This window comes from Salipiger sp. 1_MG-2023 (assembly GCF_030547555.1).
Lineage (GTDB): Bacteria > Pseudomonadota > Alphaproteobacteria > Rhodobacterales > Rhodobacteraceae > Salipiger.
In genome coordinates, this window is the sequence record NZ_JAUOQN010000001.1 from 70,095 (window position 1) to 95,948 (window position 25,854).

General features: G+C 65.2%; 28 protein-coding genes. 12 read left to right on the forward strand and 16 right to left on the reverse strand.

The genetic code is table 11. The features are described from left to right. Nucleotides 1–172 precede the first annotated feature (172 nt). From Q4543_RS00340 to Q4543_RS00350, 3 genes are all read left to right on the forward strand, one after another. Nucleotides 173–475, forward strand: a complete 303-nt coding sequence (locus Q4543_RS00340; RefSeq protein ID WP_216004255.1) for a DUF1992 domain-containing protein — start codon at nucleotides 173–175, stop codon at nucleotides 473–475. 59 nt (nucleotides 476–534) lie between these two features. After that, on the forward strand, nucleotides 535–1,755 hold the full coding sequence (locus Q4543_RS00345; RefSeq protein WP_303435742.1) for a bifunctional 2-polyprenyl-6-hydroxyphenol methylase/3-demethylubiquinol 3-O-methyltransferase UbiG: 1,221 nt from the start codon (nucleotides 535–537) through the stop codon (nucleotides 1,753–1,755). A 129-nt stretch (nucleotides 1,756–1,884) separates the two neighbouring features. Beyond that, on the forward strand, nucleotides 1,885–3,765 hold the full coding sequence (locus tag Q4543_RS00350; RefSeq protein ID WP_303435743.1) for an acyl-CoA synthetase: 1,881 nt from the start codon (nucleotides 1,885–1,887) through the stop codon (nucleotides 3,763–3,765). Here Q4543_RS00350 and Q4543_RS00355 read toward each other — a convergent pair whose 3' ends face one another. The 4 genes from Q4543_RS00355 to Q4543_RS00370 all read right to left on the reverse strand — a co-directional run bounded on the left by Q4543_RS00355 (nucleotide 3,766) and on the right by Q4543_RS00370 (nucleotide 7,446). After that, the gene (locus tag Q4543_RS00355; protein WP_216004319.1) at nucleotides 3,766–4,056 is read right to left on the reverse strand and encodes a metalloregulator ArsR/SmtB family transcription factor; all 291 of its coding nucleotides are present in this window, start codon (nucleotides 4,054–4,056) and stop codon (nucleotides 3,766–3,768) included. It lies immediately after the preceding gene. Between the two features lie 237 nt (nucleotides 4,057–4,293). After that, on the reverse strand, nucleotides 4,294–5,112 hold the full coding sequence (pcaD, locus tag Q4543_RS00360) for a 3-oxoadipate enol-lactonase (RefSeq protein WP_303435744.1): 819 nt from the start codon (nucleotides 5,110–5,112) through the stop codon (nucleotides 4,294–4,296). Nucleotides 5,113–5,196: 84 nt separating this feature from the next. Continuing rightward, complete coding sequence (locus Q4543_RS00365) at nucleotides 5,197–6,756, reverse strand: bifunctional UDP-sugar hydrolase/5'-nucleotidase (RefSeq protein ID WP_303435745.1); 1,560 nt, start codon at nucleotides 6,754–6,756, stop codon at nucleotides 5,197–5,199. Between the two features lie 120 nt (nucleotides 6,757–6,876). Beyond that, nucleotides 6,877–7,446 carry a TetR/AcrR family transcriptional regulator gene (locus Q4543_RS00370; protein WP_303435746.1) on the reverse strand — a complete coding sequence of 190 codons (570 nt, stop codon included), beginning with the start codon at nucleotides 7,444–7,446 and terminating at the stop codon, nucleotides 6,877–6,879. A 110-nt stretch (nucleotides 7,447–7,556) separates the two neighbouring features. On the opposite strand from Q4543_RS00370, the gene Q4543_RS00375 reads away from it, so the two are divergent. The 6 genes from Q4543_RS00375 (at nucleotide 7,557) to Q4543_RS00400 (ending at nucleotide 10,646) form a co-directional block, all read left to right on the forward strand. Continuing rightward, on the forward strand, nucleotides 7,557–7,787 hold the full coding sequence (locus Q4543_RS00375) for a hypothetical protein (protein ID WP_303435747.1): 231 nt from the start codon (nucleotides 7,557–7,559) through the stop codon (nucleotides 7,785–7,787). A gap of 56 nt (nucleotides 7,788–7,843) precedes the next feature. Beyond that, complete coding sequence (locus Q4543_RS00380) at nucleotides 7,844–8,182, forward strand: DUF952 domain-containing protein (protein ID WP_216004248.1); 339 nt, start codon at nucleotides 7,844–7,846, stop codon at nucleotides 8,180–8,182. Then, entirely contained in the window at nucleotides 8,179–9,237 is a 1,059-nt protein-coding gene (locus Q4543_RS00385; RefSeq protein ID WP_303435748.1) for a quinone-dependent dihydroorotate dehydrogenase, read from the forward strand. Before Q4543_RS00380 ends, Q4543_RS00385 begins: the two co-directional genes overlap by 4 nt. After that, a complete protein-coding gene (gene arsC / locus Q4543_RS00390) occupies nucleotides 9,234–9,572 on the forward strand; it encodes an arsenate reductase (glutaredoxin) (RefSeq protein ID WP_303435749.1) in 339 nt (112 codons plus the stop codon). Before Q4543_RS00385 ends, arsC begins: the two co-directional genes overlap by 4 nt. Nucleotides 9,573–9,656: 84 nt before the next feature. Next, the gene (locus Q4543_RS00395) at nucleotides 9,657–10,322 is read left to right on the forward strand and encodes an acyltransferase family protein (RefSeq protein ID WP_303435750.1); all 666 of its coding nucleotides are present in this window, start codon (nucleotides 9,657–9,659) and stop codon (nucleotides 10,320–10,322) included. Nucleotides 10,323–10,385: 63 nt separating this feature from the next. Next, nucleotides 10,386–10,646 carry a hypothetical protein gene (locus Q4543_RS00400; RefSeq protein ID WP_303435751.1) on the forward strand — a complete coding sequence of 87 codons (261 nt, stop codon included), beginning with the start codon at nucleotides 10,386–10,388 and terminating at the stop codon, nucleotides 10,644–10,646. Here the strand turns inward: Q4543_RS00400 and Q4543_RS00405 are convergent. The 9 genes from Q4543_RS00405 to Q4543_RS00445 form a co-directional block, all read right to left on the reverse strand. After that, nucleotides 10,637–11,857 (reverse strand): phenylacetate--CoA ligase family protein, encoded by a 1,221-nt coding sequence (locus tag Q4543_RS00405; RefSeq protein ID WP_303435752.1) that lies wholly within the window; start codon nucleotides 11,855–11,857, stop codon nucleotides 10,637–10,639. The genes Q4543_RS00400 and Q4543_RS00405 overlap by 10 nt on opposite strands. A gap of 37 nt (nucleotides 11,858–11,894) precedes the next feature. Further along, nucleotides 11,895–12,434 carry an RNA 2',3'-cyclic phosphodiesterase gene (gene thpR / locus Q4543_RS00410; protein WP_303435753.1) on the reverse strand — a complete coding sequence of 180 codons (540 nt, stop codon included), beginning with the start codon at nucleotides 12,432–12,434 and terminating at the stop codon, nucleotides 11,895–11,897. Nucleotides 12,435–12,443: 9 nt separating this feature from the next. Further along, nucleotides 12,444–13,265 carry an ABC transporter ATP-binding protein gene (locus Q4543_RS00415; protein WP_303435754.1) on the reverse strand — a complete coding sequence of 274 codons (822 nt, stop codon included), beginning with the start codon at nucleotides 13,263–13,265 and terminating at the stop codon, nucleotides 12,444–12,446. A 60-nt stretch (nucleotides 13,266–13,325) separates the two neighbouring features. Beyond that, the gene (locus tag Q4543_RS00420) at nucleotides 13,326–14,618 is read right to left on the reverse strand and encodes an ABC transporter substrate-binding protein (protein WP_303435755.1); all 1,293 of its coding nucleotides are present in this window, start codon (nucleotides 14,616–14,618) and stop codon (nucleotides 13,326–13,328) included. A gap of 40 nt (nucleotides 14,619–14,658) precedes the next feature. Beyond that, a complete protein-coding gene (locus tag Q4543_RS00425; RefSeq protein WP_216004241.1) occupies nucleotides 14,659–15,735 on the reverse strand; it encodes a branched-chain amino acid ABC transporter permease in 1,077 nt (358 codons plus the stop codon). A gap of 93 nt (nucleotides 15,736–15,828) precedes the next feature. Next, complete coding sequence (locus Q4543_RS00430; RefSeq protein WP_303435756.1) at nucleotides 15,829–16,065, reverse strand: hypothetical protein; 237 nt, start codon at nucleotides 16,063–16,065, stop codon at nucleotides 15,829–15,831. 73 nt (nucleotides 16,066–16,138) lie between these two features. Next, nucleotides 16,139–17,092, reverse strand: a complete 954-nt coding sequence (locus Q4543_RS00435) for a branched-chain amino acid ABC transporter permease (protein WP_303435757.1) — start codon at nucleotides 17,090–17,092, stop codon at nucleotides 16,139–16,141. A 22-nt stretch (nucleotides 17,093–17,114) separates the two neighbouring features. Next, nucleotides 17,115–17,870, reverse strand: a complete 756-nt coding sequence (locus Q4543_RS00440; protein WP_216004317.1) for an ABC transporter ATP-binding protein — start codon at nucleotides 17,868–17,870, stop codon at nucleotides 17,115–17,117. A gap of 244 nt (nucleotides 17,871–18,114) precedes the next feature. Continuing rightward, complete coding sequence (locus Q4543_RS00445; RefSeq protein WP_303435884.1) at nucleotides 18,115–20,079, reverse strand: AMP-binding protein; 1,965 nt, start codon at nucleotides 20,077–20,079, stop codon at nucleotides 18,115–18,117. A gap of 289 nt (nucleotides 20,080–20,368) precedes the next feature. Between Q4543_RS00445 and Q4543_RS00450 the strand changes: the two genes are divergently transcribed. After that, nucleotides 20,369–22,240, forward strand: coding sequence for a PAS-domain containing protein (locus Q4543_RS00450; RefSeq protein WP_303435758.1), 1,872 nt, complete (start codon nucleotides 20,369–20,371; stop codon nucleotides 22,238–22,240). Continuing rightward, complete coding sequence (locus tag Q4543_RS00455; protein WP_303435759.1) at nucleotides 22,237–22,938, forward strand: response regulator transcription factor; 702 nt, start codon at nucleotides 22,237–22,239, stop codon at nucleotides 22,936–22,938. Before Q4543_RS00450 ends, Q4543_RS00455 begins: the two co-directional genes overlap by 4 nt. Before the next feature lie 12 nt (nucleotides 22,939–22,950). Here Q4543_RS00455 and Q4543_RS00460 read toward each other — a convergent pair whose 3' ends face one another. Next, nucleotides 22,951–23,394, reverse strand: a complete 444-nt coding sequence (locus tag Q4543_RS00460) for a DUF2383 domain-containing protein (protein WP_216004236.1) — start codon at nucleotides 23,392–23,394, stop codon at nucleotides 22,951–22,953. Nucleotides 23,395–23,526: 132 nt separating this feature from the next. On the opposite strand from Q4543_RS00460, the gene Q4543_RS00465 reads away from it, so the two are divergent. Next, complete coding sequence (locus tag Q4543_RS00465; protein WP_303435760.1) at nucleotides 23,527–24,030, forward strand: GNAT family N-acetyltransferase; 504 nt, start codon at nucleotides 23,527–23,529, stop codon at nucleotides 24,028–24,030. A gap of 103 nt (nucleotides 24,031–24,133) precedes the next feature. On the opposite strand, the gene Q4543_RS00470 is transcribed toward Q4543_RS00465, so the two are convergent. Both Q4543_RS00470 and Q4543_RS00475 read right to left on the reverse strand, forming a co-directional pair. Then, a complete protein-coding gene (locus Q4543_RS00470) occupies nucleotides 24,134–24,892 on the reverse strand; it encodes a TIGR02186 family protein (RefSeq protein ID WP_216004234.1) in 759 nt (252 codons plus the stop codon). After that, nucleotides 24,889–25,797 carry a sulfite exporter TauE/SafE family protein gene (locus Q4543_RS00475; RefSeq protein WP_216004233.1) on the reverse strand — a complete coding sequence of 303 codons (909 nt, stop codon included), beginning with the start codon at nucleotides 25,795–25,797 and terminating at the stop codon, nucleotides 24,889–24,891. The genes Q4543_RS00470 and Q4543_RS00475 overlap by 4 nt, the downstream gene beginning before the upstream one ends. Between the last annotated feature and the right edge of the window lie 57 nt (nucleotides 25,798–25,854).

Sequence of the window (25,854 nt, forward strand, 5' to 3'; positions counted from 1 at the left end):
CTGCGCCGTGCCATGACGCCCAGCGGGCCGCGCCCGCATCTGGCATCACACCGCCCCTGCAGCGTGCTGCCCCCTGCCAAAACTCCCTGAAAGGCTTGACCACGCCGCCCCGCCTTGGCTTTCTTGACGCCATGCGCAACCTCACCGCGGCGCTTACGGAAAGGGACGGCTGATGGATCACCCTCTGATCGACCTGATCAACGCCCGCATCACGGCGGCAGAGCGCGACGGCGCCTTCGACAACCTGCCCGGCGCGGGCAAGCCGCTGCCGCCCTGCGATGACCCCGAGAACGCGGTGCTGAACCGCATCCTGAAAGACAATGGCGCGGTGCCCGAGGCGGTGGCGATCCACCGCGAATTGTCGCGGCTGCGCGCCGAACTGCTCGAGACCGCCGACCGGAGCGAACGCAAGCGCCTGATGCAAGACATCGCCCTGCTTGACGCCCGCTTCGAGATCGCCCGCAAGCGCCCCTGACGTCTTGTCCCCGCTGCCCCGCGCGTGCCACTGTCCGGGCCGAGCAGGAGGCACCCGCAATGGTCACGGTCAAGCAGCAATATGAAACCTACCCCTATCCAGAACGCGACCCGGCGGACGAGGATCTGCGGCTGATCACCGGTTCGCCGTCGCACCCGTTCGAGATGGATCACTTCCTGTGGCAAGGCGCGCGCGACTGGTCGGAGCCGCTGCGGGTGCTGGTTGCGGGGGGCGGCACCGGCGATGGGCTGATCCAGCTGGCGACGCTGCTCGACATGGCCGGGGCCAAGGCCGAGATCACCTATATCGACCTGTCCACCGCCTCGCGTGCCGTGGCCGAAGCGCGGGCGGCCCGGCGCGGGCTGACAACCATAACCTTTCACACCGGCAGCCTGCTGGAGGCCGCGCAGTACGGCCCGTTCGATTACATCGATTGCTGTGGCGTCTTGCACCACCTGCCCGACCCGTGCGCCGGCTTTGCGGCCCTGCGTGAGGCGTTGGCACCGGGCGGCGGCATGGGCTTCATGGTCTATGCGCCCTATGGCCGCTCGGGCGTCTACCCGTTGCAGGATGCGTTCAGCGCGCTGTTCGATGGGTTGCCCCCCGAACAGCGGCTCGCGCAAGCGAAACGCATCGTCGCCGAACTGCCCGAAGGCCACCCCTTTGTCGCCAACCGCAACCTTGGCGATCACCACGCCAGCGATGCGGGCTTTTACGATTTGCTGCTGCACGGGCAGGACCGGGCCTACAGCGTGGCCGAACTGCTTGAAACGCTGAAGGACACCGGCTGGCGGCTGGCGGATTTCACCGCCCCCGCGATGTATGATCTTGCCCGCCTCGCCCCGGTGCCCGAGGGCATGGACAAGGCGCGGCAGATGGCGGTGGCGGAAAAGCTGCGCGGCACCATCCGCATGCATGTCGCCTACGCGGTGCCCAGCGATGCACCCGACACCATCGCCAAACCATCGAACCGGGCGCTGGTGCCGCATCTGCGCGGCGTCAAGCGGCAGGCGCTGGCCAAGGCCGTGGCGCAACGCCGCCCCCTGCCCCTGCAACTGGGCCAGCTCAAGACCGAATTGCATCTCCCGCGCGAGGCGGCCTCGGTGCTTGCCGCCATCGACGGGCGGCGCAGCCTTTCCGAAATCGGCAGCGCGGCAAAGCTCGACCCGCTGGCGCTTGGCAAGGTCTGGGCGCAACTGCACGACGGGCTCGCGCCATGGGGGCTGTTGCACTACTCTGGTCTTCTCCGGCAGACCGGGCGGACGATCAAGGGGATCTAATCGCCGCGCGAAACGTTGCGTTTCAAGGCGCTTGTCGTTACGTCGCAGAGTCTTGCGCGGGCGGGCGATCCTTTTCACACTGCCCTTGAGGAGAGAGGCCCCGCCGGGGCACGACAGGGAGGGAGACCCATGCGTTTCGCGTCAATCGCCGACCGCGATGCCATCGAGGCCGACGAACCGTGGGAGGCGCGCGACCTGCCGCCGACCCTCTATGGCCAGCTTGAACGCACTGCACAGGCGTTCCCGGACCGCCCGGCGATCAGCTATCAGCTGCTCTCCGGCCCCAAGGATCCCGCCGAAACGCTCAGCTGGTCCGAACTGCACAGCCAGACCACCCGCGCCGCCAACCTGTTTCGCAGCCTGCGCATCAGCGAAACCGACGTGATCGCCTATGTGCTGCCCAACTGCACCGAGGCGGTCGCCGCGCTGCTTGGCGGCGCAGTGGCGGGGATCGTGCTGCCGATCAACCCGCTGTTGGAACCCGAGCAGATCGCGGCCATCCTGCGCGAATCCGACGCGCGGGTCGTGGTGACGCTCAAGCCCTTCCCCAAGACCGATGTGGCGCAAAAGGTTGCCGAGGCCTGCCGCCATGCGCCCCGTGTGGGCACCGTACTCGAGGTCGATCTCAATCGCTACCTGACGGCACCGAAACGCTGGATCGTGCCGTTTTTGCGCCCCCGGCGCGGGCCCTCGCATGCCGATATCAAGTGCTTTCGCAAGGAGATGGCGCAACAACCCGCCACGCTGACCTTCGAAGATCGCCAGCAAGACCGGGTCGCCGCCTATTTCCATACCGGCGGCACGACGGGCATGCCCAAGGTGGCGCGGCACCTGTATTCGGGAATGCTCTACAACGGATGGCTGGGCCACCAGCTGCTGTTTTCCGAAAAAGACAACATCATCTGCCCGCTGCCATTGTTCCATGTCTTTGCTGTTCACGTGATCTTGATGGCGGCGCTGTGTTCGGGCGCGCATGTGGTGCTGCCGACCCCGGCGGGCTATCGCGGCGATGGCGTGTTCGACAATTTCTGGAAACTGTGCGAGCGCTGGAAGATCAGCTTTGTCATCACCGTACCCACGGCGGTTTCGGCGCTGATGCAGCGCCCGGTGAATGCCGATCTCTCGACGGTCAGGATGGCGTTTTCGGGCTCGGCCCCGATGCCGCTGGAACTGTTCAAGCGATTCGAGGCGACCTGCGGCATCACCATCTGCGAAGGCTACGGGCTGACCGAGGCCACCTGCCTCGTGTCGGTGAACCCGCCCGAAGGTGAAAAGAAGGTCGGCTCCGTTGGCATCCCTTTCCCCTACACCCATGTGAAGATCGTCCAGCAAGGGCCGGAGGGCAGCGATGAATGCCCCCTCGGAGAGATCGGTGAGATCTGCGTCGCCAGCCCCGGCATCTATCCGGGCAGCACCTATACCGAGGAAGACCGCAACCGCGAGCTGTTCCATCAGGGCATCTACCTGCGCACCGGCGATCTGGGCCGGCTGGATGAGGACGGCTATCTGTGGATCACCGGCCGCGCCAAGGATCTGATCATCCGCGGCGGGCACAACATCGACCCCGCGGAGATCGAAGAAGCGCTTCTGGCCCACCCCGCCGTCGCCTTTGCCGGGGCCATCGGCCAACCGGACAGCCACGCCGGGGAATTGCCCTGCGCCTTCGTCGAACTGTGCGAGGGGGCCGATGTGACGCCGGAGGCGCTGCTGGCCCACGCCCGCGTGCACATCCATGAACGCGCGGCGGTGCCCAAGCACCTTGCGATCCTGCCGGAATTGCCGAAGACCGCCGTTGGCAAGATCTTCAAGCCCGCGCTGCGTATGCTGGCCATTGCACGGGTCTATGACGATGCGCTGATCACGGCAGGGCTGCCCGCCCGCGTCATCGACGTGGTCGACGACAAGCATCGCGGCCTTGTCGCCCGCATCGCCCGCAATGAATCAGAGGAAGGCGCCGTGGGCCAATGCCTCGGCGCCTTTACCCGCCCCTGGGAATGGGCCGAGGCCTGATCAGCGCTCGGTTCCTTCGCAGAAGATCTCGTGAAGCAGCCCGATGACCCGGGCGGTATCCTCGTTGGCAAGACTGTAGAAAATGGTCTTGCCCTCGCGCCGTGTGCTGACCAGCTCTTCTTCGCGCAGTCGGGCCAGCATCTGGCTCACCGCCGCCTGACGGGTGCCGAGCAGCTCTTCGAGCGCGCCCACCGATTTCTCGCCGGTGACCAGATGGCACAGGATCATCAGCCGCCCCTCGTGAGCGAGCGTCTTGAGAAAGCTGGTGGCGCCATGGGCGTTAGCAGCCATCTGTTCGGGCGGGGCAATGACGGTCGTTTCGGGCACGGGAGAAACCTTCTGGCGGGTCCTGATAATGTACGATGTCAGGCTGGACCAATAAGATGCAACCTATACGCATATTAAAATCGCATATCACCTGCACAACCTAAGGCAAAGCGCTTTGGTTCCCGTAAAGAGCTCTGCGGGTTGATCGCGCTGCCGCGACATTATCCCGAAAACCACCCCGGGCTTGGTCCGGCGAGGGGCCTAGCTGCCAAGCTGATCGCTGACCGGGGGCACGCTGTGGCCCTGCGCAGACAGGAAGGCGCCAAGAATGGCCGCGTAATCAGCGGGCTTTTCCACGCAGGCCAGATGCCCTGCCCCGCGCATCAGGTGAAACTGCGCGCCGGGGATCAGCCCGATGGTCTCGCGCACAAGGTCGGGCGGGGTGGAGCCGTCTTCGGAGGCCGCGATGCCAAGCGCGGCGCAGCGCAGCCCGGAGGTCGGCGTCATGAAATCGGTTCCCGAAATCGCGTGGCAGCATCCGATGTATCCCTGCAGCGGGGTCCGCTCGAACATGTGGCGGATCGCCAGCGCGTCCGGCGCTGCCCGATACGCCGGGGCCAGCCATTTCTCGAGCGTGCCGTCCGAGATCGCGGCAAGGCCCCTCGCCTCGACGGCGGCGATGCGATCCTCCCAGATCGCCCGGGTGCCGATCTTGCACGCGGTGTGCGAGAGCACCAGCGCGCGCACCAGATCCAGCCGCTTTGCCGCCAGCCCCTGCGCCACCATCCCGCCGATCGACAGCCCGACGAACACCGCATCCGTCATCCCGACATGCTCCATCAGCCGCTCGACGTCGCGCACCAGATTGCCCATGGAATAGGGCCCGTCCGGCGCATCGCTGAGGCCATGGCCGCGCATATCGTAACGCAGCACCCGCAGCCCGTCGGGCAGTGCCGCCAGCACCCCGTCCCAGATCCGCAGATCGGTTCCCAGCGCATTGGCAAACACCAGCGGCGCGCCGTCTTCGGGGCCATCAAGGCGGTAGTGCAGGCGGATGTCGCCAAGGTCTGCGATCGGCATGGGCTCTCCTGTGTCGGCTGGCGGCACAAAACGCGAAGGGCGCGCCCATGGCAAGGCGCGCCCTGTGTGGTCATCGTGGCAGGATCATTCCTTGATGGTGATCCGCCCGTCGACATAGGGCGTGTAAGGCGCGTTGGCCGCGAGGAATTCCGCCGTCACATCGGCCAGATCCGGGCCGAAGTCATAAGCGTTCTGCGCGTCGATGAACATCTTGTAGCCATCCCCGCCGTTGCGGACATAATTGTTCGACACGACGCCATACAGCTTTTCTGCGTCGATCGGGGCGCCACCGACCATCACCTCGGAAATCCGGCTGCCCGGCTCGGCCGACGGATCGACGGTAAAGGTGATGCCCGCCACCTGCGGGAAGCGCCCACCGCCGTCTTCGATCTGGCTGACGCCGTTTTCAAGCGCCTCGATCATCGTCGCGCCAGTGACCTGAAAGGTCGACAGCGTGTTCTGGAACGGCAGCACCGTCAGCACTTCGCCCATGGTGACCTCGCCCGCGTCGATCGACGCGCGCAGACCGCCGCCGTTCTCCAGCGCGATCTCGATGCCCTGATCCTTGACCCGATCCAGCATCGCATCGACCACGAGATTGCCCATCGGGCATTCCTCGGCGCGGCACATGTCGCGGGCGCCGACGATCTCTTCGGCGGTTTGCGCGACCACCTTGCTGCGGATCTCTTCCAGCGGCGCGGCGGCCTCGGCGATGCGCGCCTTGACGGGGGCATCCTCGGACACGCCCGCGTCCATGATCAGCGGCTGGCCAGAGGCCTCGATGATCTCGCCAGCGTCGTCGAAGGTCACGTTCAGCTCGCCAAGGAACTTGCCATAGGCATAGGCCGACACGATTGCGGTGTTGTTCACCATGGTGGGGTACGGGCCCTCGGCGCCGTCCATGTCGCCCAGCAGGGTGTTGCTGTGCCCGCCCACGATGACATCGACGCCAGTGGTGTTCCTGGCCACCGTGATATCGGTGTTGTAGCCCGAATGCGACAGCACGACGATCTTGTTGACCCCCGCCTCGGTCAGCTTGTCGACCTCGCCCTGCACCGCCTCGGACGGATCGGTGAAGGTGATGTTCGGCCCCGGCGAAGCCAGCTCATGAGTGTCCTGCGGCGTCAGGCCGATCAGGCCGATCTTTTCGCCATTTTTCTCGATGATGGTGGATTTCTGGATGGCATCGGCGATCAGCGGTTCGCCCGAGATGTCGGCATTCGACATCAGCACCGGGAAATCGACCGAATCGACAAAGCCGCGCAGCACCTCGGGGCCGTCGTCGAATTCGTGGTTGCCCACGGTCATCGCGTCATAGCCCATCTTGTTCATCATTTCGGCGGCAAGCTTGCCCTTGTAATAGGTGTAGAACAGCGTGCCCTGAAACTGGTCGCCGCCATCCACAAGGATATAATTGTCGAGCTTGGACTTGGCGTCATTCAGCGCCGTCATCAGGCGGGCCGAACCGCCAAAGCATTCGCCCGCCGCGTTGTCTTCCTCGCCGCAGGTCGAGTCGTATTTCGAGATCGGCTCGAAACGCGCATGGAAATCATTTGTATGCAGAATGGTCAGCGCGTAATCGGCGCTGGCGCTGCCGGCGCTCAGCGCCAGCGCCGCAGCCGTGGACAAAAGACGGAACGACATCGGGAAACCCTCTCTCATGGCGGTATGTGGGCGAAGTGTTGCAACGACAGAGCAGCGCTGTCAAAGCGCGGCTTCACCTGACGTAACGCGAAGCCGCGCCATTGTCCGTTTCGTGGCAGCTCACCGGGTCCAGCCGCGCACCAGCGCGCGCGCCATTGCGCCGGTGTCGGCATCCAGCTGGTCGGTCAGCAGATGCAGCCATGCCATCGCCATCAGCGCACGCGCCATGTCACGCTCTGGCACCGCGCCCGACACTTCGCCCTTTGCGCGGGCCCGGGCAAAGATCGCGCCCAAGCTGTCCAGCCGGTCCTGACGGTAGATCTCGAGCGCCTCGCGCACCTCGTCATCGCCCTGCGCCGCCGCGATGATATGGCGGAACACCGCCCCCTCGGGCCGCGCCCAATGGGCAAAGAGCGTATCTAGCAACGCCGCCGCGTCGCCTTCAAGGCTGCCGGTATCAGGATAGGCGGTGATCTGTTTCTGCCGCTTGTAAACCGCCAGAAGCAGCGCACCGCGCGTCGGCCACCAGCGATACAGGGTCGCCTTGCCAGCGCGGGCGCGGCGGGCCACCGCCTCCATCGTCACGCCGGCGATGCCCTTTTCCTCCAGCAGCGCGGTGGCCGCATCCAGCACCGCCGCTTCGGTGTCCGGGTTGCGCCTTGCGCCAATAGAGGCCCGTTTTTCGCTCATCTCGCCGCCCCTGCCTGTCTGCGTCGCTGCCTGCATCGCTTTAGCGCTTTACAGGACGGGTGGCCAGTGATTATCAGAACGGTACGTTCCGTTCTTATAAGGCATCACTCATGACCACGCATTCTTCTTCCGCGCCGAAACTGCCGTCTCGCCCGCGCCTTGCGCTCTTTGCCTTTCTGGGCGTCTACCCGCTGGTGACGGCGCTGCTGTATCTTCTGGTGCCGCTCACGCTCGACTGGGCGATCTGGCAGCGCAACCTTGTGATGGTGCCGATCATCGTGGTGATGATGGTCTGGGTGATCATTCCGCGCATCCATCGCCACCTTGGCCACCTTCTGTAAGGCGGCGTGCCGCGCCGGGGATTGACCGGCGCGACGTTCCCCTGCATTGCATGGCCATGTTGATCTACAAGATACTCCGGAGCGGCGAATGGGCCGACCTTCAGGCCACGGGCGAAACCGCCGGTGCGCCGATCGACGTGGCCGACGGCTACGTGCATTTCTCGACGCTGGAGCAGGTCCGAGAGACCGTCTCCAAGCATTTCGAGGGCGTCGACGGGCTGTATGTGCTCGCCTTCGAGACCGAGACGCTTGGCGAGGCGCTGCGCTGGGAGCCATCGCGCGGCGGCGCGCTGTTCCCGCATCTCTACGCCCCGATGCGGCTGGCCGATGTGCGCTGGTCGCGCCCGCTGCCGTTGGGACTGGGCGGACACATGTTCCCGGATGACATGACATGAGCCTGATCGAACGCGCTGGCCTTGCGCTGATGCACCGCATCGACCCCGAAACCGCCCATGGGCTGGCGCTCAGGGCGCTGTCATCGGGGTTGGCACCGTTGCCCGAAAGCTATAGCTCGGACCGGCTGCGCTGCACCGTGGCGGGAATGACACTGGCCAATCCGCTTGGCCTTGCCGCGGGCTTTGACAAGAATGCCGAGGCGCTGGCGCCGTTGTCGCGCGCGGGCTTTGGCTTTGTCGAGGTCGGCGCGCTCACGCCCCGCGCCCAGCCCGGCAACCCCAAGCCGCGCCTGTTCCGCCTGACCGAGGATCGCGCGGTGATCAACCGTTTTGGCTTCAACAACCGTGGCATGGATGATGCGCTGCCCCGGCTGGCGGCGCGCCCCAAGGGCATGGTGCTGGGGCTGAACCTTGGCGCCAACAAGGACAGCGACGACCGTGCCGAGGATTTCGCCCGCGTGCTGACCCGCTGCGGCGCGCATCTGGATTTCGCCACGGTCAACGTCAGCTCTCCCAACACCGAAAAGCTGCGCGACCTGCAAGGCAAGGCGGCGCTGAGCGCGCTGCTGGCTGGCGTCATGGCCGCGCGCGCCGATGCCGGGCTGACGCTGCCGGTCTTCGTCAAGATCGCCCCCGATCTTGATACGCAAGGGCTTGAAGACGTGGCCGAGGTGGCGCTGGCCTCGGGCGTGGCAGGGGTGATCGCCACCAATACCACGCTGTCGCGCGACGGGCTGGCATCGGCCCACAAGGCCGAGGCAGGCGGGATGTCGGGCGCGCCGCTGTTCGAACGCTCGACACGGGTGCTGGCGCGGCTGTCAGATCTGACCGGCGGCGCGGTGCCGCTGATCGGCGTCGGCGGCGTGGCGTCGGGGGCCGATGCCTATGCCAAGATTCGCGCCGGGGCGTCTGCGGTGCAGCTTTATTCGGCGCTGGTCTACGAGGGGCTGTCGCTGGTGCCGCGCATCCTGCGCGAGCTTGACGCGCTGCTGGCCCGCGATGGCTTTGCATCGGTGGCCGAGGCGGTGGGCAGCGGACGGCAGGACTGGCTGTGATCCTCTGGCACAATCCCCGCTGTTCGAAATCGCGCGAGGCGCTGGCGCTGCTTGAGGCCAATGGCGCGACGCCCGAGCTGCGCAGATACCTTGACGAGCCGCCCTCGCTGGCAGAGCTGCGGGCGGCACAGGTCGCGCTTGGCATACCGGTGATCGAGATGATGCGGGTCAAGGAAGCCGCCTTTGCGCAGCGCGGGCTGCGCGGCGCGGATGATGCGACGCTGCTGCAGGCGATGGCCGAAGAGCCGAAGCTGATCGAACGCCCGGTGCTGTTCGCAAAGGGCCGTGCGGTGATCGGCCGCCCGCCGGAAAAGGTGCTCGACCTGCTCGACTGACGCGGCACAATTCGCCATCGGTGCGCCATACCTATGCCCGAGAGCGCGGTTAGCCTTGCCGCAGACGCCCTGCAAGGACGCCCCATGCGCAACGACCGGATCGACGCCCTCAGAGGGATTGCCGCGCTTGGCATCATCGCGCTGCATATCCCGCACTATCCCGAATTCCCGGCGGATCTTGTCGCGGCGCTGCGCGGCCTGCTGCGCTGGTGTGTGCCGTTTTTCTTCCTGCTGACAGGCTATTACCTGACCCGCCCCGGCGAAGCCCTGCCCTGGTTCAGCCGCCAGCGCCTGCTGCGCCTCGTGCTGCTGACGGCGCTGGCCAACCTGCTTTATCTGCCAATCGGCCTATGGCGCTATGGCGAGCTGATGGGAGCCGGGCAGGCGCTGTTTTTCGGCACATGGTATCACCTGTGGTATCTCAACGGCCTGCTGATGTCGGCAATGCTGATCGAGGCGCTGGGGCGGCGCGATCGTGTGGTTCTGGCGCAAGGGCTGGGGCTGGTGATAGCCTTGGGCTTTGCAGTGACGAGCGTCATGCTGGCATTCGGGCATGGTTCGGAATTGATCAATGCGACAGTGCGCCAGTTCCTTGGCCTGCCCTGCCTGCTGGCGGGCGCGGCGCTGCACCGGGTAGAAACGCCGCGCCTGCGCCCGGCGCTTGTGGTGCTGGGTCTGGGCATCACGCTGCTGCTGGGCGAGATGGCGGTGGTCCATATGCTCGGCGGGTCGTGGATGATCGTGCAATAGAGCATCGGCACAGCAGTTCTGACGATCGGTCTGTTCCTGACCGGGCTGGCCGCGAATTGGCGCGTGCCCGAAGCGTTGGCGCGCTGGGGGCGCGACGAGGCGCTGGGGATCTACCTGTTTCACCCGGCGCTGATCATCGCCGCAGGCGCAATCCTGACCGGCAAGCTGGCGAGCGTGCCGCAGGGCGCGCCGGGCCTTGCGCTTCTGGCGCTGACCGGGCTGCTGTCTATCCTGCTGATGCGCGGACTGGCGCGGCTGCCGCGCCTGCGGGCGGCGCTGCTTGGAGAGTTCCCCCTTGGGCGCCGCGCCGCAGCTCAGTCGTAGACCCGCGTGTCTTCGATCACCACCCCATCGCGTGGCAGCGCCCCCGGCTTCACCAGCTCGACGATGCCCTTGAGCTTGAGAAGCTCGGCGATGCTTGCCGCATATGGCGCAGGATCCTCCGAAGCGGTCTCAATCCGCACCGTCATCACGTCCATCTCACCGTCACGGCTGGCGATCACGCGCGCCCGGTCAATCTCGGCGTGGCGGGCGACAAGCGCGGCGACCTGCTCGGGGCGCACGAACATGCCTTTGATCTTGGCCGTCTGATCGGCGCGACCCATCCAGCCCTTGATGCGCAGATTGGTGCGCCCGCAGGAGGATTCGCCCGGCATCACCGCGCTCAGATCGCCAGTCGCGAAGCGGATCAGCGGGTAATCGGGGTTGAGCGTGGTGACCACCACCTCGCCCACCTCGCCGGGCGCGACGGGATCGCCGGTGCCGGGGGTGACGATCTCGACGATGACCTGTTCGTCGACGATCATGCCCTCCATCGCCGGGCTTTCATAGGCGATCATCCCCAGATCGGCGGTGGCATAACACTGGCGGCAGGCGATGCCGCGATCCGCGTACCAGCCGCGCAGGCTGGGAAACAGCGCGCCACCCGACACCGCCGCCTTGGCGATCTTCAGCGGCAGACCCAGTGCCTCGGCCTTTTCGACGATCAGCTTGAGGTAATCGGGGGTGCCCGCATAGGCGGTGACCGCAACATCATGCGCGGCGCGCGCCTGCAATTCGGTCTGCCCGGTGCCTGCGGGCAGCACGCTGGCCCCCACCGCCCGCGCGCCGTTTTCAAAGATCATCCCCGCCGGCGTCAGGTGATAGCCAAAGCAGTTCTGCACGATGTCGCCCTGCCCGATGCCGCAGGCATGCAGAAACCGCCCCAGCCGCCACCAGTCATGCCCGCCGCCGCCCGGCTCGTAGATCGGGCCCGGCGACTGGAACACATGCGCAAAGCCATGCGCCGGTTTCGCGGCATAGCCACCAAAAGGCGCATCCCCGGATTGCGCCGATGCCAGTGCCGATTTGCGCAGCACCGGCAGGGTTGCCAAGCTTGCAAGGTCGCACACCGCGCTTGCATCGATGCCGTCCAGAGCAGCGGCATAGCCCGGCAGGCCCTGCGCATGGGCGATCTGCTGCGGCAGGCTTGAGGCCAGCGCCGCGGCGCGCGCATCGGCGCTGCGCGTTTCCAGATCGTCGTAATAGCTGGTCATCCTCGCGTCCTTCCGCTGCCTGTCCGGCGGGAAAGGCTCAACCCAAGGGCCACTCCGCCAATGTCTCGTAAATTGCTCCGCCGGGGGTCAGCACCGATCCGACAAGCCGCAGGGCGCACGCGGGTTCCGGTGCAGAGCGCAGCCCCGCCACCTGCGCCACGCCCGCCTCGAGCCGCGCCCGGTCGGACTCGCGCAGACCCGCGCCAAAACGGATCAGCGTGATATGCGGGCGAAAGCGCTCGCGCGGCAATTCGATGCCCGCCGCACGCACCGCCGCCAGCACGGTCGCGCGCAACGCAACCAGCCCCGGCTCGGGCACCACGCCCGCCGCCAGCAGCTTGACCCGTCGCCCTCCAAAACTGACCAGCCCGTCGAGCGCCAACGCGCAGCCCGGCAGCACCGGGGCAAGCGCCGCGTCCAGCTCGGCCAGCGCATAATCCGGCTGCTCGTCGAGAAAGGCCAAGGTCAGGTGCAGGTTTTCCTCGGGAACGGCGCGGCCCACGGGAATCGCCTCTTGCACCGCCAGCAGGGGCGGGATCAGCGCATCCGGCACGGGAAGGGCAAGAAAGCATCGCATCGCCCCCCGTCATGCCAGCCAACGCTTGCGGCGTCGATAGCTGCGCACGTCGCGAAAGGATTTGCGCCCCTCGTCCGACATGCCGAGGTAGAATTCCTTGACGTCGGGGTTCTCGCGCAGATCGGCGGCGGGGCCGTCCATCACCACCCGGCCATTTTCAAGGATATAGCCGTAATGGGCATAGCGCAGGGCAACGTTGGTGTTCTGCTCGGCCAGCAGAAAAGACACACCCTCGCCCTCGTTCACCGCCTTGACGATCTCGAAGATCTGCTCGACCAGCTGCGGCGCAAGGCCCATCGACGGCTCGTCGAGCAGCACGGTTTCGGGACGCGACATCAGCGCCCGCCCGATGGCGCACATCTGTTGCTCACCGCCCGAGGTATAGCCCGCCTGCGATTTGCGCCGCTCGCGCAGGCGGGGGAAATATTCGTAGACCATCTCCAGATCACGCTCGACGGCGGCCTTGCCATCGCGGCGGGTGAAAGCGCCGGTCAGCAGGTTTTCCTCGACCGTGAGATGGCCGAAGCAATGCCGCCCCTCCATCACCTGAATGACCCCCTTGCGCACCAGCGCCGCCGGGTCGAGATCCTGCACCCGCTCACCGCGATAGATGATCGAGCCCTTGGTGACCTCGCCGCGTTCGGAATGCAGCAGGTTGGAAATCGCCTTGAGCGTCGTGGTCTTGCCCGCGCCATTGCCGCCCAGAAGCGCGGTGATGCCGCCCTTGGGCACCGACAGCGACACCCCCTTCAGCACAAGGATGACGTGGTTGTAGATCACCTCGATGTTGTTGATCTCGAGAAGCGTCTCGCTGCGCCCGGCGTCCAGCATGGTCTATGTCTCCAAATCCGCATGATCCGGCGGCGCGTCGCCGCGCCGCCGAAGGCCAGATCACATCTGGCAGTCTTCGTTCACCGGCCAGGGGGCGTTTTCCTCGGCGTATTCCTGCGCCTTGGCGGTTTCGAGTTCGGAAATCGCCTCGCTGTCGGGCATGATCAGATCCGAGGCCTTGACGAATTTCGCGCCGTCCCATTCCAGCATCCAGCCGCCCGAATGCCCGGTGTGGTTGGAACAGGATGTCGAGAACGTTGGCACCATGCCGGTCAGTCCAAGCTCGTCGATGCGCGCCTCGGTGAAATTGAGGTTTTCCAGCCCCCAGCGCAGATCAGATGGCGTGATGTCCGCCGTGCCCGCGTGTTCCTGCGCCACGGTGATGCCCTCGGCCAAAATCGCCGAGATGATCAGGCCGCGCGAATAGAACACGCCCTCCATCTCTTCGGGGGTGGTCTGCGATTTGCCCGCATCGATCACGAGGCTCTTGATATCGGCCATGACCGGCGCGTCCATGTTGGGAAACGACCAGCTGACCGATTTGTAGCCCTTGCCATCCTCGCCCACCAGCTTGAGGTCGGCGTCATGCCCGGCCCACCAGACGCCCAGCATGTTGTCCATCGGGAACTTGGTCTTGACCGCCTCGGTGATGGCCCCGGCGTTCATCGCGCCCCAGCCCCACATGATGACATAATCGGGCCGCTCGCGGCGGATCTGAAGCCATTGCGCCGACTGGTTCTGCATTTCCTTGAGGCCGACCGGGATCGGCAGCAGCTCGAAGCCGAGGCTTTCGGCCTTCATTTCAAGATAGGGCAGCGGCTCCTTGCCGAACGGGTGATCGAGGTGCAGGAACGCCACCTTCTTGCCCGACAGATCGCCCATGTCCTGAAGATATTTCAGGATGATCGACGCCCCGTCCCAATAAGACAGCGGCGTGTTGAACGCCCATTGGAACACCTTGCCGTCGCCCATCGGCGAAAAGCCGTAGCCGGGGGCAAGGATCGGGATCTTGTCGATGTTGGTCTTGGGCAGCACCTGAAGCGTGATGCCGGTCGACCACGGCTGCGTCACCAGCGCGGAGCCTTTGGTCTTTTCATAGCATTCCGCGCCCTTTTCGGTGGAATAGCCGGTTTCGCATTCGCTGAAATCGACCATCATGCCGCCGATGCCGCCATCGCGGGCGTTGAGCATGCTCATATAATCGGCCTGCCCGTTCATCAGCGGAATGCCGGTGGCGGCAAAGGGTCCGGTGCGATAGGCAAGGTTGGGCGTGGAAAGCCCCTCGGCCATCGCGGTGGTGCCCATCAGGGTTGCCAGCGCCGCGGCAGCGGCGATCCGTCCTGTAAAAGTCATCGTCAAAGTCTCCTCCCTTGTATCGATGAAATGGCCGGCCCTAGTGCGGAAAGGGCCAGATGATCAGCTTTTCCCGGATCAGCGCCCACAGGCGTGCCAGCCCATGCGGTTCGATGATCAGGAAGAACACGATAAGCGCGCCGACGATCATCACGTTCAGATGTTCGACCATGGCCGAGCTGATCGGAATGCCCAGCGCCTCGGGCACCGTGCCCAGCACCACCGGCAGTCCCACGATCAGGATCGCACCAAGGTAATTGCCCATGATCGATCCCAGCCCGCCGATGATGGCGATGAACAGGATGCGAAAGCTCAGCGGGATATCGAACAGGTTCGGCTCTGCCGCCCCGCGCCACATGAACACGAACAGCGCCCCGGCAACGCCCACCACATAGGATGACACGGCAAAGGCGGTCAGCTTGGAGCGCATCAGGTTGATGCCGATCAGCTCGGCGGCGATGTCCATGTCGCGGGTGGCCTTCCACGTCCGCCCCAGTGTGCCGCGCGTCAGGTTGATGCAGACCAGCGTCAGCAGCGTCACCACCCCCAGTACCACGTAATATTGCACCATCGAGCTGGCCTGCGGCCCGGCGACATAGACGCCGAACATGGTCAGGTTCGGCACCTGAATGGCGCCTGAGGCGTTGTAATTGTAGAGCCAGCCCCATTTCTCGAACAGCCAGACCAAGAAGAACTGCGCCGCCAGCGTTGCGATCGCAAGGTAGAACCCCTTGATCCGCAAGGACGGAATGCCAAACGCCACCCCCACCCCGGCGCTGAACGCCCCGGACATCAGGATCGCCACCACCGGGTTCAGCCACGGCATCAGCGTTACCATCTTGTAGCAGGCATAGGCCCCGACCCCCATGAAGGCGGCGGTGCCCAGCGACAGCTGCCCGGCAAAGCCCGTCAGCAGGTTCAGCCCCAACGCCGCCAGCGAATAGATCAGGATCGGGATCAGCAACGTCTGAAAGGCGAATTCGCTGGCCAGAAGCGGCGCGACGAGCCATGCAAAGATCAGGATAAGCCCCAGCAGCACCGCATCCTGGCGCACCGGAAACAGTGCCTGATCGGCCTGATAGCTGGTCTTGAACTGTCCTGCGGTGCGATAGAGCATCCGTTTTTCTCCCTTTTGTGCGCCTCAACGGGCCGCACTGCCCGAGCGCGGTCCCGTACCGGGCCGCCGCTGTGTCCTGCCTGGCCGTCGGCGTCAGTGGCCGGTCGGCAGCGTGAATTCCTCGTCCGGGTAACCGCGCCGGGGCGCCGGGGCGTATCCCGTCGCCTCCGAGTGCTTCACCAGCCAGAGCCAGGCCCAGAGCCCAAGCCCTCCGCCCAGCGCCGCCAACGCCACCTGCCCGCCCGCGTGCCCGGCGCTCAGCGCCAGATACCCGAAGGCCCAGAACCCTGCCCAGGCCACCACGTTCAGGGTTGCGATCAGTTTTGCCATTCCCGTCGTCTCCTCCTGAAAGGCCGACTCCTCTTGCGGCCTTTGCATCCCGTTTCCTGCCACGCGGGCAGCGCTAGACCCTTTCGATGATGCGTTCCCCGAACAGCCCCTGCGGGCGGAACAGCAGCACGATCAGCGCCAGCACAAAGGCGAACCACGTCTCGGTGTTGCCACCCAGCAGGGGTTGCCCCCAGTAGATCTCGAACAGCTTTTCCAGCATCCCGATCATCAGCCCGCCGATGACGGCGCCGGTGATGCTTTCCAGCCCGCCCAGCATCAGCACCGGCAGCGCCTTGTAGGCGATGACCTCCAGCGCAAAGCTGACCCCGGCCCGCGCGCCCCATGCAATGCCGGTGACCAGCGCGATGATGCCCGCGATGAACCACACCAGCACCCAGATCTGTTGCAGCGAGATGCCGACCGACAGCGCCGCCTGATGATCGTCGCCCAGCGCCCGGATCGCCCGACCCATCCGCGTCTTGGTCAGGAAGGCCAGCAAGGCGACGACCAGCAGCCCCGCCACGATCACGGCGGTGATGTCCTTTTGTTCAAGGATCAGCAGCCCGCCCCACGGTTCCAGCACAAGGCTGCCGGTCGGGATGCCCAGTTCTTCGGTGATCATCACCTTGTTTTCGCCGCCAAAGATGATCTCGCCGAGGCCGATCAGGAACAGCGTGATGCCGATGGTCGCCATGAACAGGATGATGTCGGGCTGCCCGACAAGGGGCCGCAGCACCACCCGTTCGATGCTGAGCGCCAGCACAAACATCACCCCCAGTGTCAGGATCACGCAGATCCACGCCGGAATGCCCATCGCATGCAGACCCACCAGCGTCAGCGCGGCGAACACCACCATGATGCCCTGCGCAAAGTTGAAAATCCGCGACGAGCGGAAGATCAGCACGAACCCCAGCGCGATCAGCGCATAGAGAATGCCAGACACCAGCCCTTCCCACAGCACCTGCAACAGGAAATCCGGCGCCTCGACCATATCGACGAAGGGCGTGATGAAGATATCTTTCAGCATGTTGTTCTCCTCAAGGCACCGGTCAATGCGCCACGCCAAGATAGGCGTCGATCACGGCCTGATTGGCGCGCACCTCGTCGGGCGCGCCATCGCCGATCTTTTTGCCGTAATCCATCACGACGACACGGTCGGACAGATCCATCACCACCCCCATGTCATGTTCGATCAAGACGATGGTGGTGCCGAATTCGTCATTCACATCAAGGATGAAGCGGCTCATGTCCTCTTTCTCCTCGACATTCATCCCCGCCATCGGCTCGTCGAGCAACAGCATCGACGGTTCAGCTGCCAGCGCCCGCGCCAGTTCGACGCGCTTTTTCAGCCCGTAAGGCAGACGCCCGACCGGCGTCTTGCGGATCGCCTGAATCTCAAGGAAATCGATGACCTTTTCCACGACCTCGCGGTTGGCGATTTCTTCATCGCGGGCCTTGCCCCACCACAGCGCCTGACGTGCGATCCCCGCCTTCATATGCGTCAGCCGCCCGGTCATGATGTTGTCGAGCACCGACATGCCCTCGAACAGCGCGATGTTCTGAAAGGTGCGCGCGATGCCCATGCGCGCCACCTCGTAGGGCTTCATCGGAGGGCGCTCAGCCCCCTTGTACCAAAGCGCCCCTTCGGACGGGGTGTAAAAGCCGCTGATGATGTTCAGCATCGAGGATTTCCCCGCACCGTTCGGGCCGATAATGGCCCGGATCTCGCCCTCGCGGATGTCGAAGGAAATATCCTTGATCGCCACCACCCCGCCGAATTTCAGCGTGATGTTGCGCAGCTCCATCAGGGTGCCGCCGATCTGCCGCCCGTCGGCGGTGATGTATCCCGTATCGGACACGGCCCCCTCCTTTTCGTCGTTCCGGTAAATGCTTGTCGTGCCGTCCATCATGACATCCATCCCTGCCAGCTTCGGCCCGCGAGATGGTGGGGTTCGCCCCGGCCCGCCATGGGCGGCAAATCGTCCGGGGGACGGTTTGAGGTGCGAACGGGCCAAGCCCCGCGATTTGCGCAGCAAGAGCGCCCGCCCATCATTGTGCCGCCATCGCGGGCGGCGCCACCGGCACCACCTTTGCGTCCATCAGCGTCAGCGTCGCCTTGATCTTGCCCTTGCGCCCGTCCTCGTAGGTGACTTCGGTCTCGGTGTAGACGCTGTCTGAGCCATCGTACAAAGCCGCCACCAGATCGTGGAATTTCTCGGCGATGATCTTGCGCCGCACCTTGCGAGTGCGCGTCAGCTCGCCGTCATCCGCGTCCAGCTCCTTGTGCAGCACCACAAAGCGGTGGATCTGGCAGCCCGACAGCATCGGGTCTTCGGCGACGCTGGCGTTGACCTCTTCGACATGGCCCCGGATGGTTTCCAGCACCTTGGGATGGCCGGCCAGCTCCTGATAGGAGGCATAGGCGATATTGTTGCGCTCGGCCCAGTTGCCCACTGCGGTCAGGTCGATGTTGATGAAGGCGGCGCAGCGGTCGCGATCGGCGCCGAACACCACCACCTCAAGGATATTGGGAAAGAACTTCAGCTTGTTCTCGACGTATTTGGGCGCAAACAGCGCGCCGTCGGCCATCTTGCCCACGTCCTTGGCCCGGTCGATGATGCGCAGATGCCCGGTGCCTTCCTCGAAGAACCCGGCATCGCCCGTGGCGACCCAGCCGTCGGCATCCTTGGTGTCAGCGGTGCTTTCGGCGTTCTTGTAATATTCCACGAACACGCCGGGCGAGCGGTAGAACACCTCGCCGTTCTCGGCGATGCGGATTTCCACGCCCGGCGACGGCACGCCGACGGTGTCGGGGCGCACCTCGTTGTCGGGCTGCTGGGTGATGAACACCGAGGCTTCGGTCTGCCCGTAAAGCTGTTTGAGGTTGATCCCCAGCGCGCGGTAGAAATCAAAGATCTCGGGGCCGATCGCCTCGCCAGCGGTATAGCCCACCCGGACGCGCGAAAACCCCAGCGCGTTCTTCAGCGGCCCATAGACCAGCGCCGCGCCCAGCGCATAATGCAGCCGATCCAGCGCGCCCACCTGTGCGCCATCAAGGATCTTCGGCCCCACGCGTCGGGCCAACGCCATGAAATGATCGAACATCCGCTTCTTGAGCGCGCCCGCGTCCTCCATCCGGATCATGATCGACGTCAGCTGGGTTTCGAACACCCGTGGCGGCGCGAAATAATACGACGGCGCGATCTCGCGCAGGTCGGTCAGCATGGTCTCGGGGCTTTCGGGGCAGTTGACGCAGAACCCTGTCCAGAACGCCTGCCCGATGGAAAAGATGAAATCCCCGACCCAGGCCATCGGCAGCCATGCCAGCACTTCCTCGCCCGGGCCAAGGTGGTCGAATTCCGACGACGCCTTGGCGGTCTCGATGATGTTGCGGTTCGACAGCACCACGCCCTTGGGCTTGCCCGTCGTCCCCGAGGTATAGAGCATGACGCAAGTGTCATCATACCCCAGCGCCCCGCGCCGCGCGTCCAGCTCGCCGATCAGCTCGTCTCGGGCCGCCCGCCCCTGCGCCTGAATGTGCCCGTATTCATGCAGCTGCCGGTGATCGTATTTCCGCATCCCGCGCGGATCGACATAGATCATGTGTTCGAACTGGTGCAGATCGTCCTGAATCTCGATGACCTTGTCGACCTGTTCCTGATCGGCGGCGATGACAAAGCGCGCGCCGCAATGCGACAGCACGTATTCCATCTCTTCGGCAACGGCGTCCTGATACAGCGGCACCGGCACCGCGCCGCACATCTGGGCTGCGACCATCGCCCAATACAGCGTCGGGCGGTTGCGCCCGATCACCGCGACATGATCGCCCCGCGCCAGCCCGAGGTTCAAAAGCCCCAGTGCAAAGGCCTCGATCTCCTGCGCTCCTTCGGCCCAGCTCCAGCTTTGCCAAATCCCGTATTCCTTTTCCCGCCACGCAGGCCGGTCGCCATAGAGCGACACATTGCGCTGCAACAGCTGCGGAATCGAGCGCAGACCCTCTGCGCCCTCGGACATATACGCCAAGTCTCATTCCTCCCTTGATCGCCCGGGGCTCCTCTTCCCCGGTTGCCCCGAAGGGCAGCGCGATTCCGATCCCATTAGGATCAAGGACAGGCTGGCGGTCAATCTTTACGTCATCTTTGCGGGATTCTAACGAATTGTAACAGATGCTCCCCCGACCCGATGGCAACGCGCGCCATCCCCGCCAAGCCGGGCGCAAAGGCTCGCGGCCCTTGACCGGTTGCACGCCCGCTAGCCCTCGCCGCGCCCCGGTGCTAGCGTCACGCCCGGAGGGGGGGGCGCGATGCACAAACAAGGGTTTACACAGGCGGGGCTGAACCTGATCCAGCAGGCGCTGTCGATCTATGACAGCGATCTGCGGCTGGCGGTCAGCAACCGCCGCTTTGCCGAAATGTTCGACCTGCCGCAGGCGCTCTATACCGAAGGCGCGCGGTTCGACGACACCATCCGCCACCTCGTGGATTGCGGCGAATACGGACAGGTCGATGACGTTGATGCCTTTGTCGCCGCCCGCGTCGAGCAGGCCCGCGCCTTCGAGGCGCATTACATGGAACGCACCCGTGCCAATGGCCGCACCATCAGCGTCGAGGGCGCGCCGCTGCCGCAGGGCGGCTGGGTGACGGTCTATACCGACATCACCAGCGTCAAACGCCACGAAGCGCTGTTGCGCACCCGCTCGGAACTGCTCTCCGAAGAGGTGCTGCGCCGGTCCGAGGAACTGTCGGCCACCAACCGCCAGCTGGCCGCAACCAATGCCGCGCTGGAAGAAGCCCAGCGCGAGCTGCGCGAGATCGAGGCCCGCACCCGCCTGACCACCGAAATGATGCCCGCCCATATCGCCCGCGTCGATGCGCGCGGGGTCTATACGTTTTCCAACCGGCGGCTGTCGTCGGTGATGCCGGGGCGGCCCTCGGAGATTGCCGGGCTGCATATTTCCGAAGCGCTGGGGCCGGCGCATGTCAAGGTCGCGCCGCATCTGGACCGGGCGCTGAACGGCGAGCAGAGCATCTTTGAATTCACCGATGATGGCTCGCAGCGGCGCATCCGCGCGGTGTTCACCCCCGACCCGGTCGAACCGGGGGTCTATATCCTGTCCCATGACGTGACCGAGGAAACGCAGGCCCGCGCCGCGCTGCAACAGACACGGCGTCGCGAAATGGCGGCGCAGCTGATTTCCGGCCTTGCGCATGATTTCTCGAATCTGCTGACCATCATCCTCGGGATGCAATCGAAGCTGCGGCGCATGGTGCCGCCCGACGCGGCACCGCTGGTCACCGGCACGCTTCAGGCCGCCCGGCGCGGCGGAGACCTGCTGAACCGCATTGCCGACATCACCTCGCACCGGGCATGGCGACCGGGGCCGGTGTCGCTTGGCGGGTTTCTAAGCGATCTGGCCACGCTGGCGCGGCCCTCGCTGCCCGGATCGCTGCGGCTCGAGGTGCGGGCCGAGGCAGAGGGCTGCTATCAGCTCGACGCCGGGATGCTGCAGGATGCGGCGCTGAACCTCGTGCTGAACGCCGCCGACGCCTGCGGCGCGCAGGGCCGCATCGACGTGGTCTTCCGCGCCGTTGGCGATACATGGCTGGAACTGGTGGTCACCGACACCGGCCCCGGTTTCAGCCCGCAGGCGCTGGCGCATGGGCTTGACCCGTTCTTCACCACCAAGGGCAGCAACGGATCGGGGCTTGGGTTGGCGATGGTCTATGACATGGCGAAACTGGCGGGCGGCGATGTGCGCCTTGCCAATGACGCACGGGGCGCGCGGGTGACATTGCGCCTGCCGCTGCGCAAGGCGGCGGCGCAGGCCCGCTCTGGCCTCGTGCTGCTGGTCGAGGATTCGACCGACCTGCGCGCCCAGCTGCGCGATATGCTGACCGGGCTGGGCTATGCGGTGGCCGAAGCCTGCTCGGTCGATGAGGCCTGCGCGCTGGCGGGCGGGCTGCCGGTGGATCTGGTGCTGTCGGACATCACGCTTGAAGGCGACGCCCCCGGCACCGATCTGCCCGCGCGGCTGCCGCATCTGCCGGTGCGGCTGATGACCGCGCTGCCCGGCAGCGACCCGCTGTACCGGCGCGCGCAGGCACAGGGCCCAGTGCTGCGCAAACCCTTTTCCCCCGAGGCGCTGACCGCCTTCCTGACCCCGGAGAGTGCATGAGCGCGCCCCTTGTCTCGATCCTCGACGACGAACCGGCGATCCGCGCCATGCTGGCCGAAGCGCTGGCCGAGGCGGGCTTCCGCACCAGCGCCTTTGCCCGCGCCAGCGACTTCGAGGCGGCGCTGAAGCGCAGCCAGCCCGACGTCTGCCTTGTCGATCTGGGCCTGCCCGACCGTGACGGGCTGAGCCTCGTGCACCGGCTGGCGCTGGAACAGGGGGCGGTGGTGATCATCATCTCGGGGCGCGCACAGGTGCAGGACCGGGTGACCGGGCTGGAACTGGGGGCCGACGATTACATCATCAAGCCGTTCGATCCCTCCGAGGTCGTGGCCCGCATCCGCGCCCGCCTGCGCACCCCGAGGCGCGAGGCGCAGCGCGGCGAGACCGCCCGGTTCGCCGGCTGGACAGCGCATTTCGACCGCTACGCTCTGGAAGACGCGAACGGCGCCGAAACGCCCTTTAGCCATGCCGAAGGCGAGGTGCTGCGCATGTTCCTCGAAGCGCCCAAACGGCTGATCACCCGCGCCCAGATGCAGGAAACGCTGGGCGGCGCGGCAGGAGAAAGCTTTGATCGGGCGATGGATGTGCGGATCTCGCGGCTGCGCACGAAGCTGCGCGAAGACCCGAAAAACCCGCGCCTGATCAAGACGATCTATGGCGCGGGCTATCTCTTTCTGGGGGATGTCGACTGGGGCTAGGTCAGACTGGGGTCAGGCCGCATCCTCATCGGCCAGCAGTTTGACCAGCTCGCCCTTCATTTGGCACAGCTCGTCGCGATAGGGCGAGGGCGGCAGACAGCTGAGCGCCGCGTCGAAATCGCCCAGCACCTGCGCTTCGGCGTCTTCGATGCCGCTCATCATGTCTCCGTCAATCTCTTCAAAGAGCGCGCGCACCGAGACAGCCGTGCGGTGCAGCGCGGCACTCAGCCCTTCGGAGCCATCAGGATCGCCGCCCATGGCGGTGATGATCGATGCGATGCGATCGCAGTGCGCGACATGTAGGCCGCGAAATTTCAGGGCGATAAAGCGGAAATCGGGTTCGGCCTTGTCGGCCATCTGCTCGTACCAGGCGCGGCAATCGGCGCTGCGCGACAAGAGATTCTGAAGAACCGAAAGCTGGTCCTTGCTTGCGGTGATCGGCGTCACGTCAGTCATCGGGATATTCCTTGCGGCTTACGGGGCCGAACGTATCAGACATGGATCGGGTTCCGTGATCTGCTCGCGCTTGCCGTTACGAAATCTTGCCCCGATATTCCCCTTTGACGAGAAAGCTGGCAGTTTGTTGCAATGCCTGTGCGTAGCGCCCTTTCCTCTGATGCGTCAAGCATCGCCGCTCTCTCGATCGAGGTCTGGATCGGCACCTATATCAAGCGCGGCGTCAGCGCCTTTTTTGCCGATTATGCGCTACAGACCTTCACGCCGGACAAGACCCTCGCGCTGATCGCGAACCCGGAGCAGATCATCCTCGTGTCTGAAAATGTCGAAGGCATCGACGGTGTCCTGCGCCTGTCGCGCAACAGCCCCGCCCCGGTCGAGGGCTGCGGCGATCTGGATATCGCAACGCTGTACGTTCAGCCGCGCCACCACGGCAAGGGCATCGGGCGCGCCCTGCTGAGGGCTGCCTTTGAACGGCTTGGGGATGCCGAAACGGTCTGGCTTGCCACCAATTCGGAAAACACGCCCGCCATCGGCTTCTATCTTGCACAAGGGTTCCAGCAGGTCGGCGAGACCCAGTTCCGCATCAAGGATCAGGCCTACCGCAACAACGTCTACGCTTATCGCCTGTCCTGATCCGCCTCGCCCTTGGGCATCACGGGGCAGATCGGTGTCTTGCCAGCGGGGCTGAACCGGGAAACGCCGGGTACAGGCGCTGCGGAGGGTTCAGCCCGGCGCCTTACGACGATCTCAGCGCCCGGAACGCCGCCGAGGCGCCCCAGCCCGCAGCGATGGCGATCACGATCGACAAAAGCCCGTAAAGCGCCGGCTGCTGGCGCGACAGGTTGAAGAGCCATCGTTCCAGCCCGACCTTGCGGACCTCGATGCTTGACGCGTGCTGAGACAGGACCTTGCCAGAGCGGGTGAGCAGGACGCGGATGGTGTAGGTGCCCTCGACGATGGTGGCGGGCATGCGGATCGCCACGTCGAACAGCGTCGCTTCGCGGAATTCCACCGAATCGTAGAAGGTTTCGAACAGCCCGTCATTGGTCCGCATCCGGATCAGCCCGTCGGTAAAGCTCTGGCTGTCGGTGATGCCCATCGGCGCGCCGACCGAGCGGATGGCGCGTTCGACCGAGACCTTGTGGCGCAGATCCTCGACCTCGGAGATCGACTGATCCCAAGGGGCAGAGCTGGCCACCGCGTAGAACGAGGGCGCGGCGTCGATCTCGACCGCGTCGGCATTGACCCAGATGCCAAGCCGCCGCTCCTTGCGCCAGACGGTGACGGGGGTCACCGGGCCCGAAACGGTGACGATGACCTGAAGCGGCGGGTCGGTGAGGATCTCGGTCTGGCGCTTGACGGCGCCAAAGATCAACACTTCGGAGCCGTCGAAATCGGTGGTGATCGCGACGCTGTCGCGGCTCAGCCCCATGACCACCTCTTCGGCACTGGCCGGCAGCGCCAGCAGCAGCAAGAGAGCAAGCGCGCGGATCATTCCCCAGCCCCCAGTTCGTAGAGATCAGCCGGGGTCAGGAACAGATCGAGCGCCAGCTTGAAACAGACCAGCAGCACAAGGCTGGCCAGCGCGATGCGCAGCTGTTCGGCTTTCAGCTTTGTGCCAAGCGCGGTGCCGATCTGTGCGCCGATGACGCCGCCGATCAGCAGCACCAGCGCCAGCAGGATATCCACCGTCTGCGAGGTGATGGCATGGGCCATGGTGGTGAAGGCCGTGACAAAGATGATCTGGAACAGCGAGGTGCCGATGACCACCTTGGTCGGCATGCCCAGCAGATAGATCATCGCGGGCACCATGATGAACCCGCCGCCCACGCCCATGATCGCCGACAGCACCCCGACCGACAGCCCCACCAGCGCTGGCGGAATCGCCGAGATATACAGGCCCGAGGTGCGGAACCGCATCTTGAACGGCAGGCCGTGCACCCAGACGTGATGCTTGCGCTTGGGCGCAGCACCGCGTTTCGAGCGGCGCAGCGCCCGCAGGCTTTCGATGAACATCAGCCCGCCGATGATGCCCAAAAACACCACGTAGCAGAGCCGCACCAGCAGATCGACCTGCCCCATTCCCTTGAGCAGGTTGAACAGCCACACCCCAAGCGCCGCCCCGATGATGCCGCCCACCAGCAGCACCGTGCCCATGCGCAGATCAACCGTTCGCCGCTTGAGATGCGCCAGCACCCCCGACACCGAACTGGCGACGATCTGATTCGACCCGGTGGCCACCGCGACGGCGGGCGGGATGCCCATGAAGAACAGGAAAGGCGTGATCAGAAAGCCCCCGCCCACTCCGAACATGCCCGACAGGATGCCCACGAGTCCCCCCAGCCCGAACAGCAGGAAGATATTGACCGAGACCTCGGCGATGGGGAGGTAAATCTGCATGGCCCGGACTTTGCGATCACAAGCGGGAATTGGCAAGGTGGGCCGGCCACGGATGCC

What these genes read in the sequence shown, in the direction of transcription:
- Q4543_RS00340 (WP_216004255.1), top strand. Translation starts at nt 173, where the DNA reads ATGGATCACCCTCTGATCGACCTGATCAACGCCCGCATCACGGCGGCA.
- Q4543_RS00345 (WP_303435742.1), top strand. Translation starts at nt 535, where the DNA reads ATGGTCACGGTCAAGCAGCAATATGAAACCTACCCCTATCCAGAACGC.
- Q4543_RS00350 (WP_303435743.1), top strand. Translation starts at nt 1,885, where the DNA reads ATGCGTTTCGCGTCAATCGCCGACCGCGATGCCATCGAGGCCGACGAA.
- Q4543_RS00355 (WP_216004319.1), bottom strand. Translation starts at nt 4,056, where the DNA reads ATGGCTGCTAACGCCCATGGCGCCACCAGCTTTCTCAAGACGCTCGCT.
- pcaD (WP_303435744.1), bottom strand. Translation starts at nt 5,112, where the DNA reads ATGCCGATCGCAGACCTTGGCGACATCCGCCTGCACTACCGCCTTGAT.
- Q4543_RS00365 (WP_303435745.1), bottom strand. Translation starts at nt 6,756, where the DNA reads ATGTCGTTCCGTCTTTTGTCCACGGCTGCGGCGCTGGCGCTGAGCGCC.
- Q4543_RS00370 (WP_303435746.1), bottom strand. Translation starts at nt 7,446, where the DNA reads ATGAGCGAAAAACGGGCCTCTATTGGCGCAAGGCGCAACCCGGACACC.
- Q4543_RS00375 (WP_303435747.1), top strand. Translation starts at nt 7,557, where the DNA reads ATGACCACGCATTCTTCTTCCGCGCCGAAACTGCCGTCTCGCCCGCGC.
- Q4543_RS00380 (WP_216004248.1), top strand. Translation starts at nt 7,844, where the DNA reads ATGTTGATCTACAAGATACTCCGGAGCGGCGAATGGGCCGACCTTCAG.
- Q4543_RS00385 (WP_303435748.1), top strand. Translation starts at nt 8,179, where the DNA reads ATGAGCCTGATCGAACGCGCTGGCCTTGCGCTGATGCACCGCATCGAC.
- Q4543_RS00395 (WP_303435750.1), top strand. Translation starts at nt 9,657, where the DNA reads ATGCGCAACGACCGGATCGACGCCCTCAGAGGGATTGCCGCGCTTGGC.
- Q4543_RS00405 (WP_303435752.1), bottom strand. Translation starts at nt 11,857, where the DNA reads ATGACCAGCTATTACGACGATCTGGAAACGCGCAGCGCCGATGCGCGC.
- thpR (WP_303435753.1), bottom strand. Translation starts at nt 12,434, where the DNA reads ATGCGATGCTTTCTTGCCCTTCCCGTGCCGGATGCGCTGATCCCGCCC.
- Q4543_RS00415 (WP_303435754.1), bottom strand. Translation starts at nt 13,265, where the DNA reads ATGCTGGACGCCGGGCGCAGCGAGACGCTTCTCGAGATCAACAACATC.
- Q4543_RS00420 (WP_303435755.1), bottom strand. Translation starts at nt 14,618, where the DNA reads ATGACTTTTACAGGACGGATCGCCGCTGCCGCGGCGCTGGCAACCCTG.
- Q4543_RS00425 (WP_216004241.1), bottom strand. Translation starts at nt 15,735, where the DNA reads ATGCTCTATCGCACCGCAGGACAGTTCAAGACCAGCTATCAGGCCGAT.
- Q4543_RS00430 (WP_303435756.1), bottom strand. Translation starts at nt 16,065, where the DNA reads ATGGCAAAACTGATCGCAACCCTGAACGTGGTGGCCTGGGCAGGGTTC.
- Q4543_RS00435 (WP_303435757.1), bottom strand. Translation starts at nt 17,092, where the DNA reads ATGCTGAAAGATATCTTCATCACGCCCTTCGTCGATATGGTCGAGGCG.
- Q4543_RS00440 (WP_216004317.1), bottom strand. Translation starts at nt 17,870, where the DNA reads ATGGAGCTGCGCAACATCACGCTGAAATTCGGCGGGGTGGTGGCGATC.
- Q4543_RS00445 (WP_303435884.1), bottom strand. Translation starts at nt 20,079, where the DNA reads ATGTCCGAGGGCGCAGAGGGTCTGCGCTCGATTCCGCAGCTGTTGCAG.
- Q4543_RS00450 (WP_303435758.1), top strand. Translation starts at nt 20,369, where the DNA reads ATGCACAAACAAGGGTTTACACAGGCGGGGCTGAACCTGATCCAGCAG.
- Q4543_RS00455 (WP_303435759.1), top strand. Translation starts at nt 22,237, where the DNA reads ATGAGCGCGCCCCTTGTCTCGATCCTCGACGACGAACCGGCGATCCGC.
- Q4543_RS00460 (WP_216004236.1), bottom strand. Translation starts at nt 23,394, where the DNA reads ATGACTGACGTGACGCCGATCACCGCAAGCAAGGACCAGCTTTCGGTT.
- Q4543_RS00465 (WP_303435760.1), top strand. Translation starts at nt 23,527, where the DNA reads ATGCCTGTGCGTAGCGCCCTTTCCTCTGATGCGTCAAGCATCGCCGCT.
- Q4543_RS00470 (WP_216004234.1), bottom strand. Translation starts at nt 24,892, where the DNA reads ATGATCCGCGCGCTTGCTCTCTTGCTGCTGCTGGCGCTGCCGGCCAGT.
- Q4543_RS00475 (WP_216004233.1), bottom strand. Translation starts at nt 25,797, where the DNA reads ATGCAGATTTACCTCCCCATCGCCGAGGTCTCGGTCAATATCTTCCTG.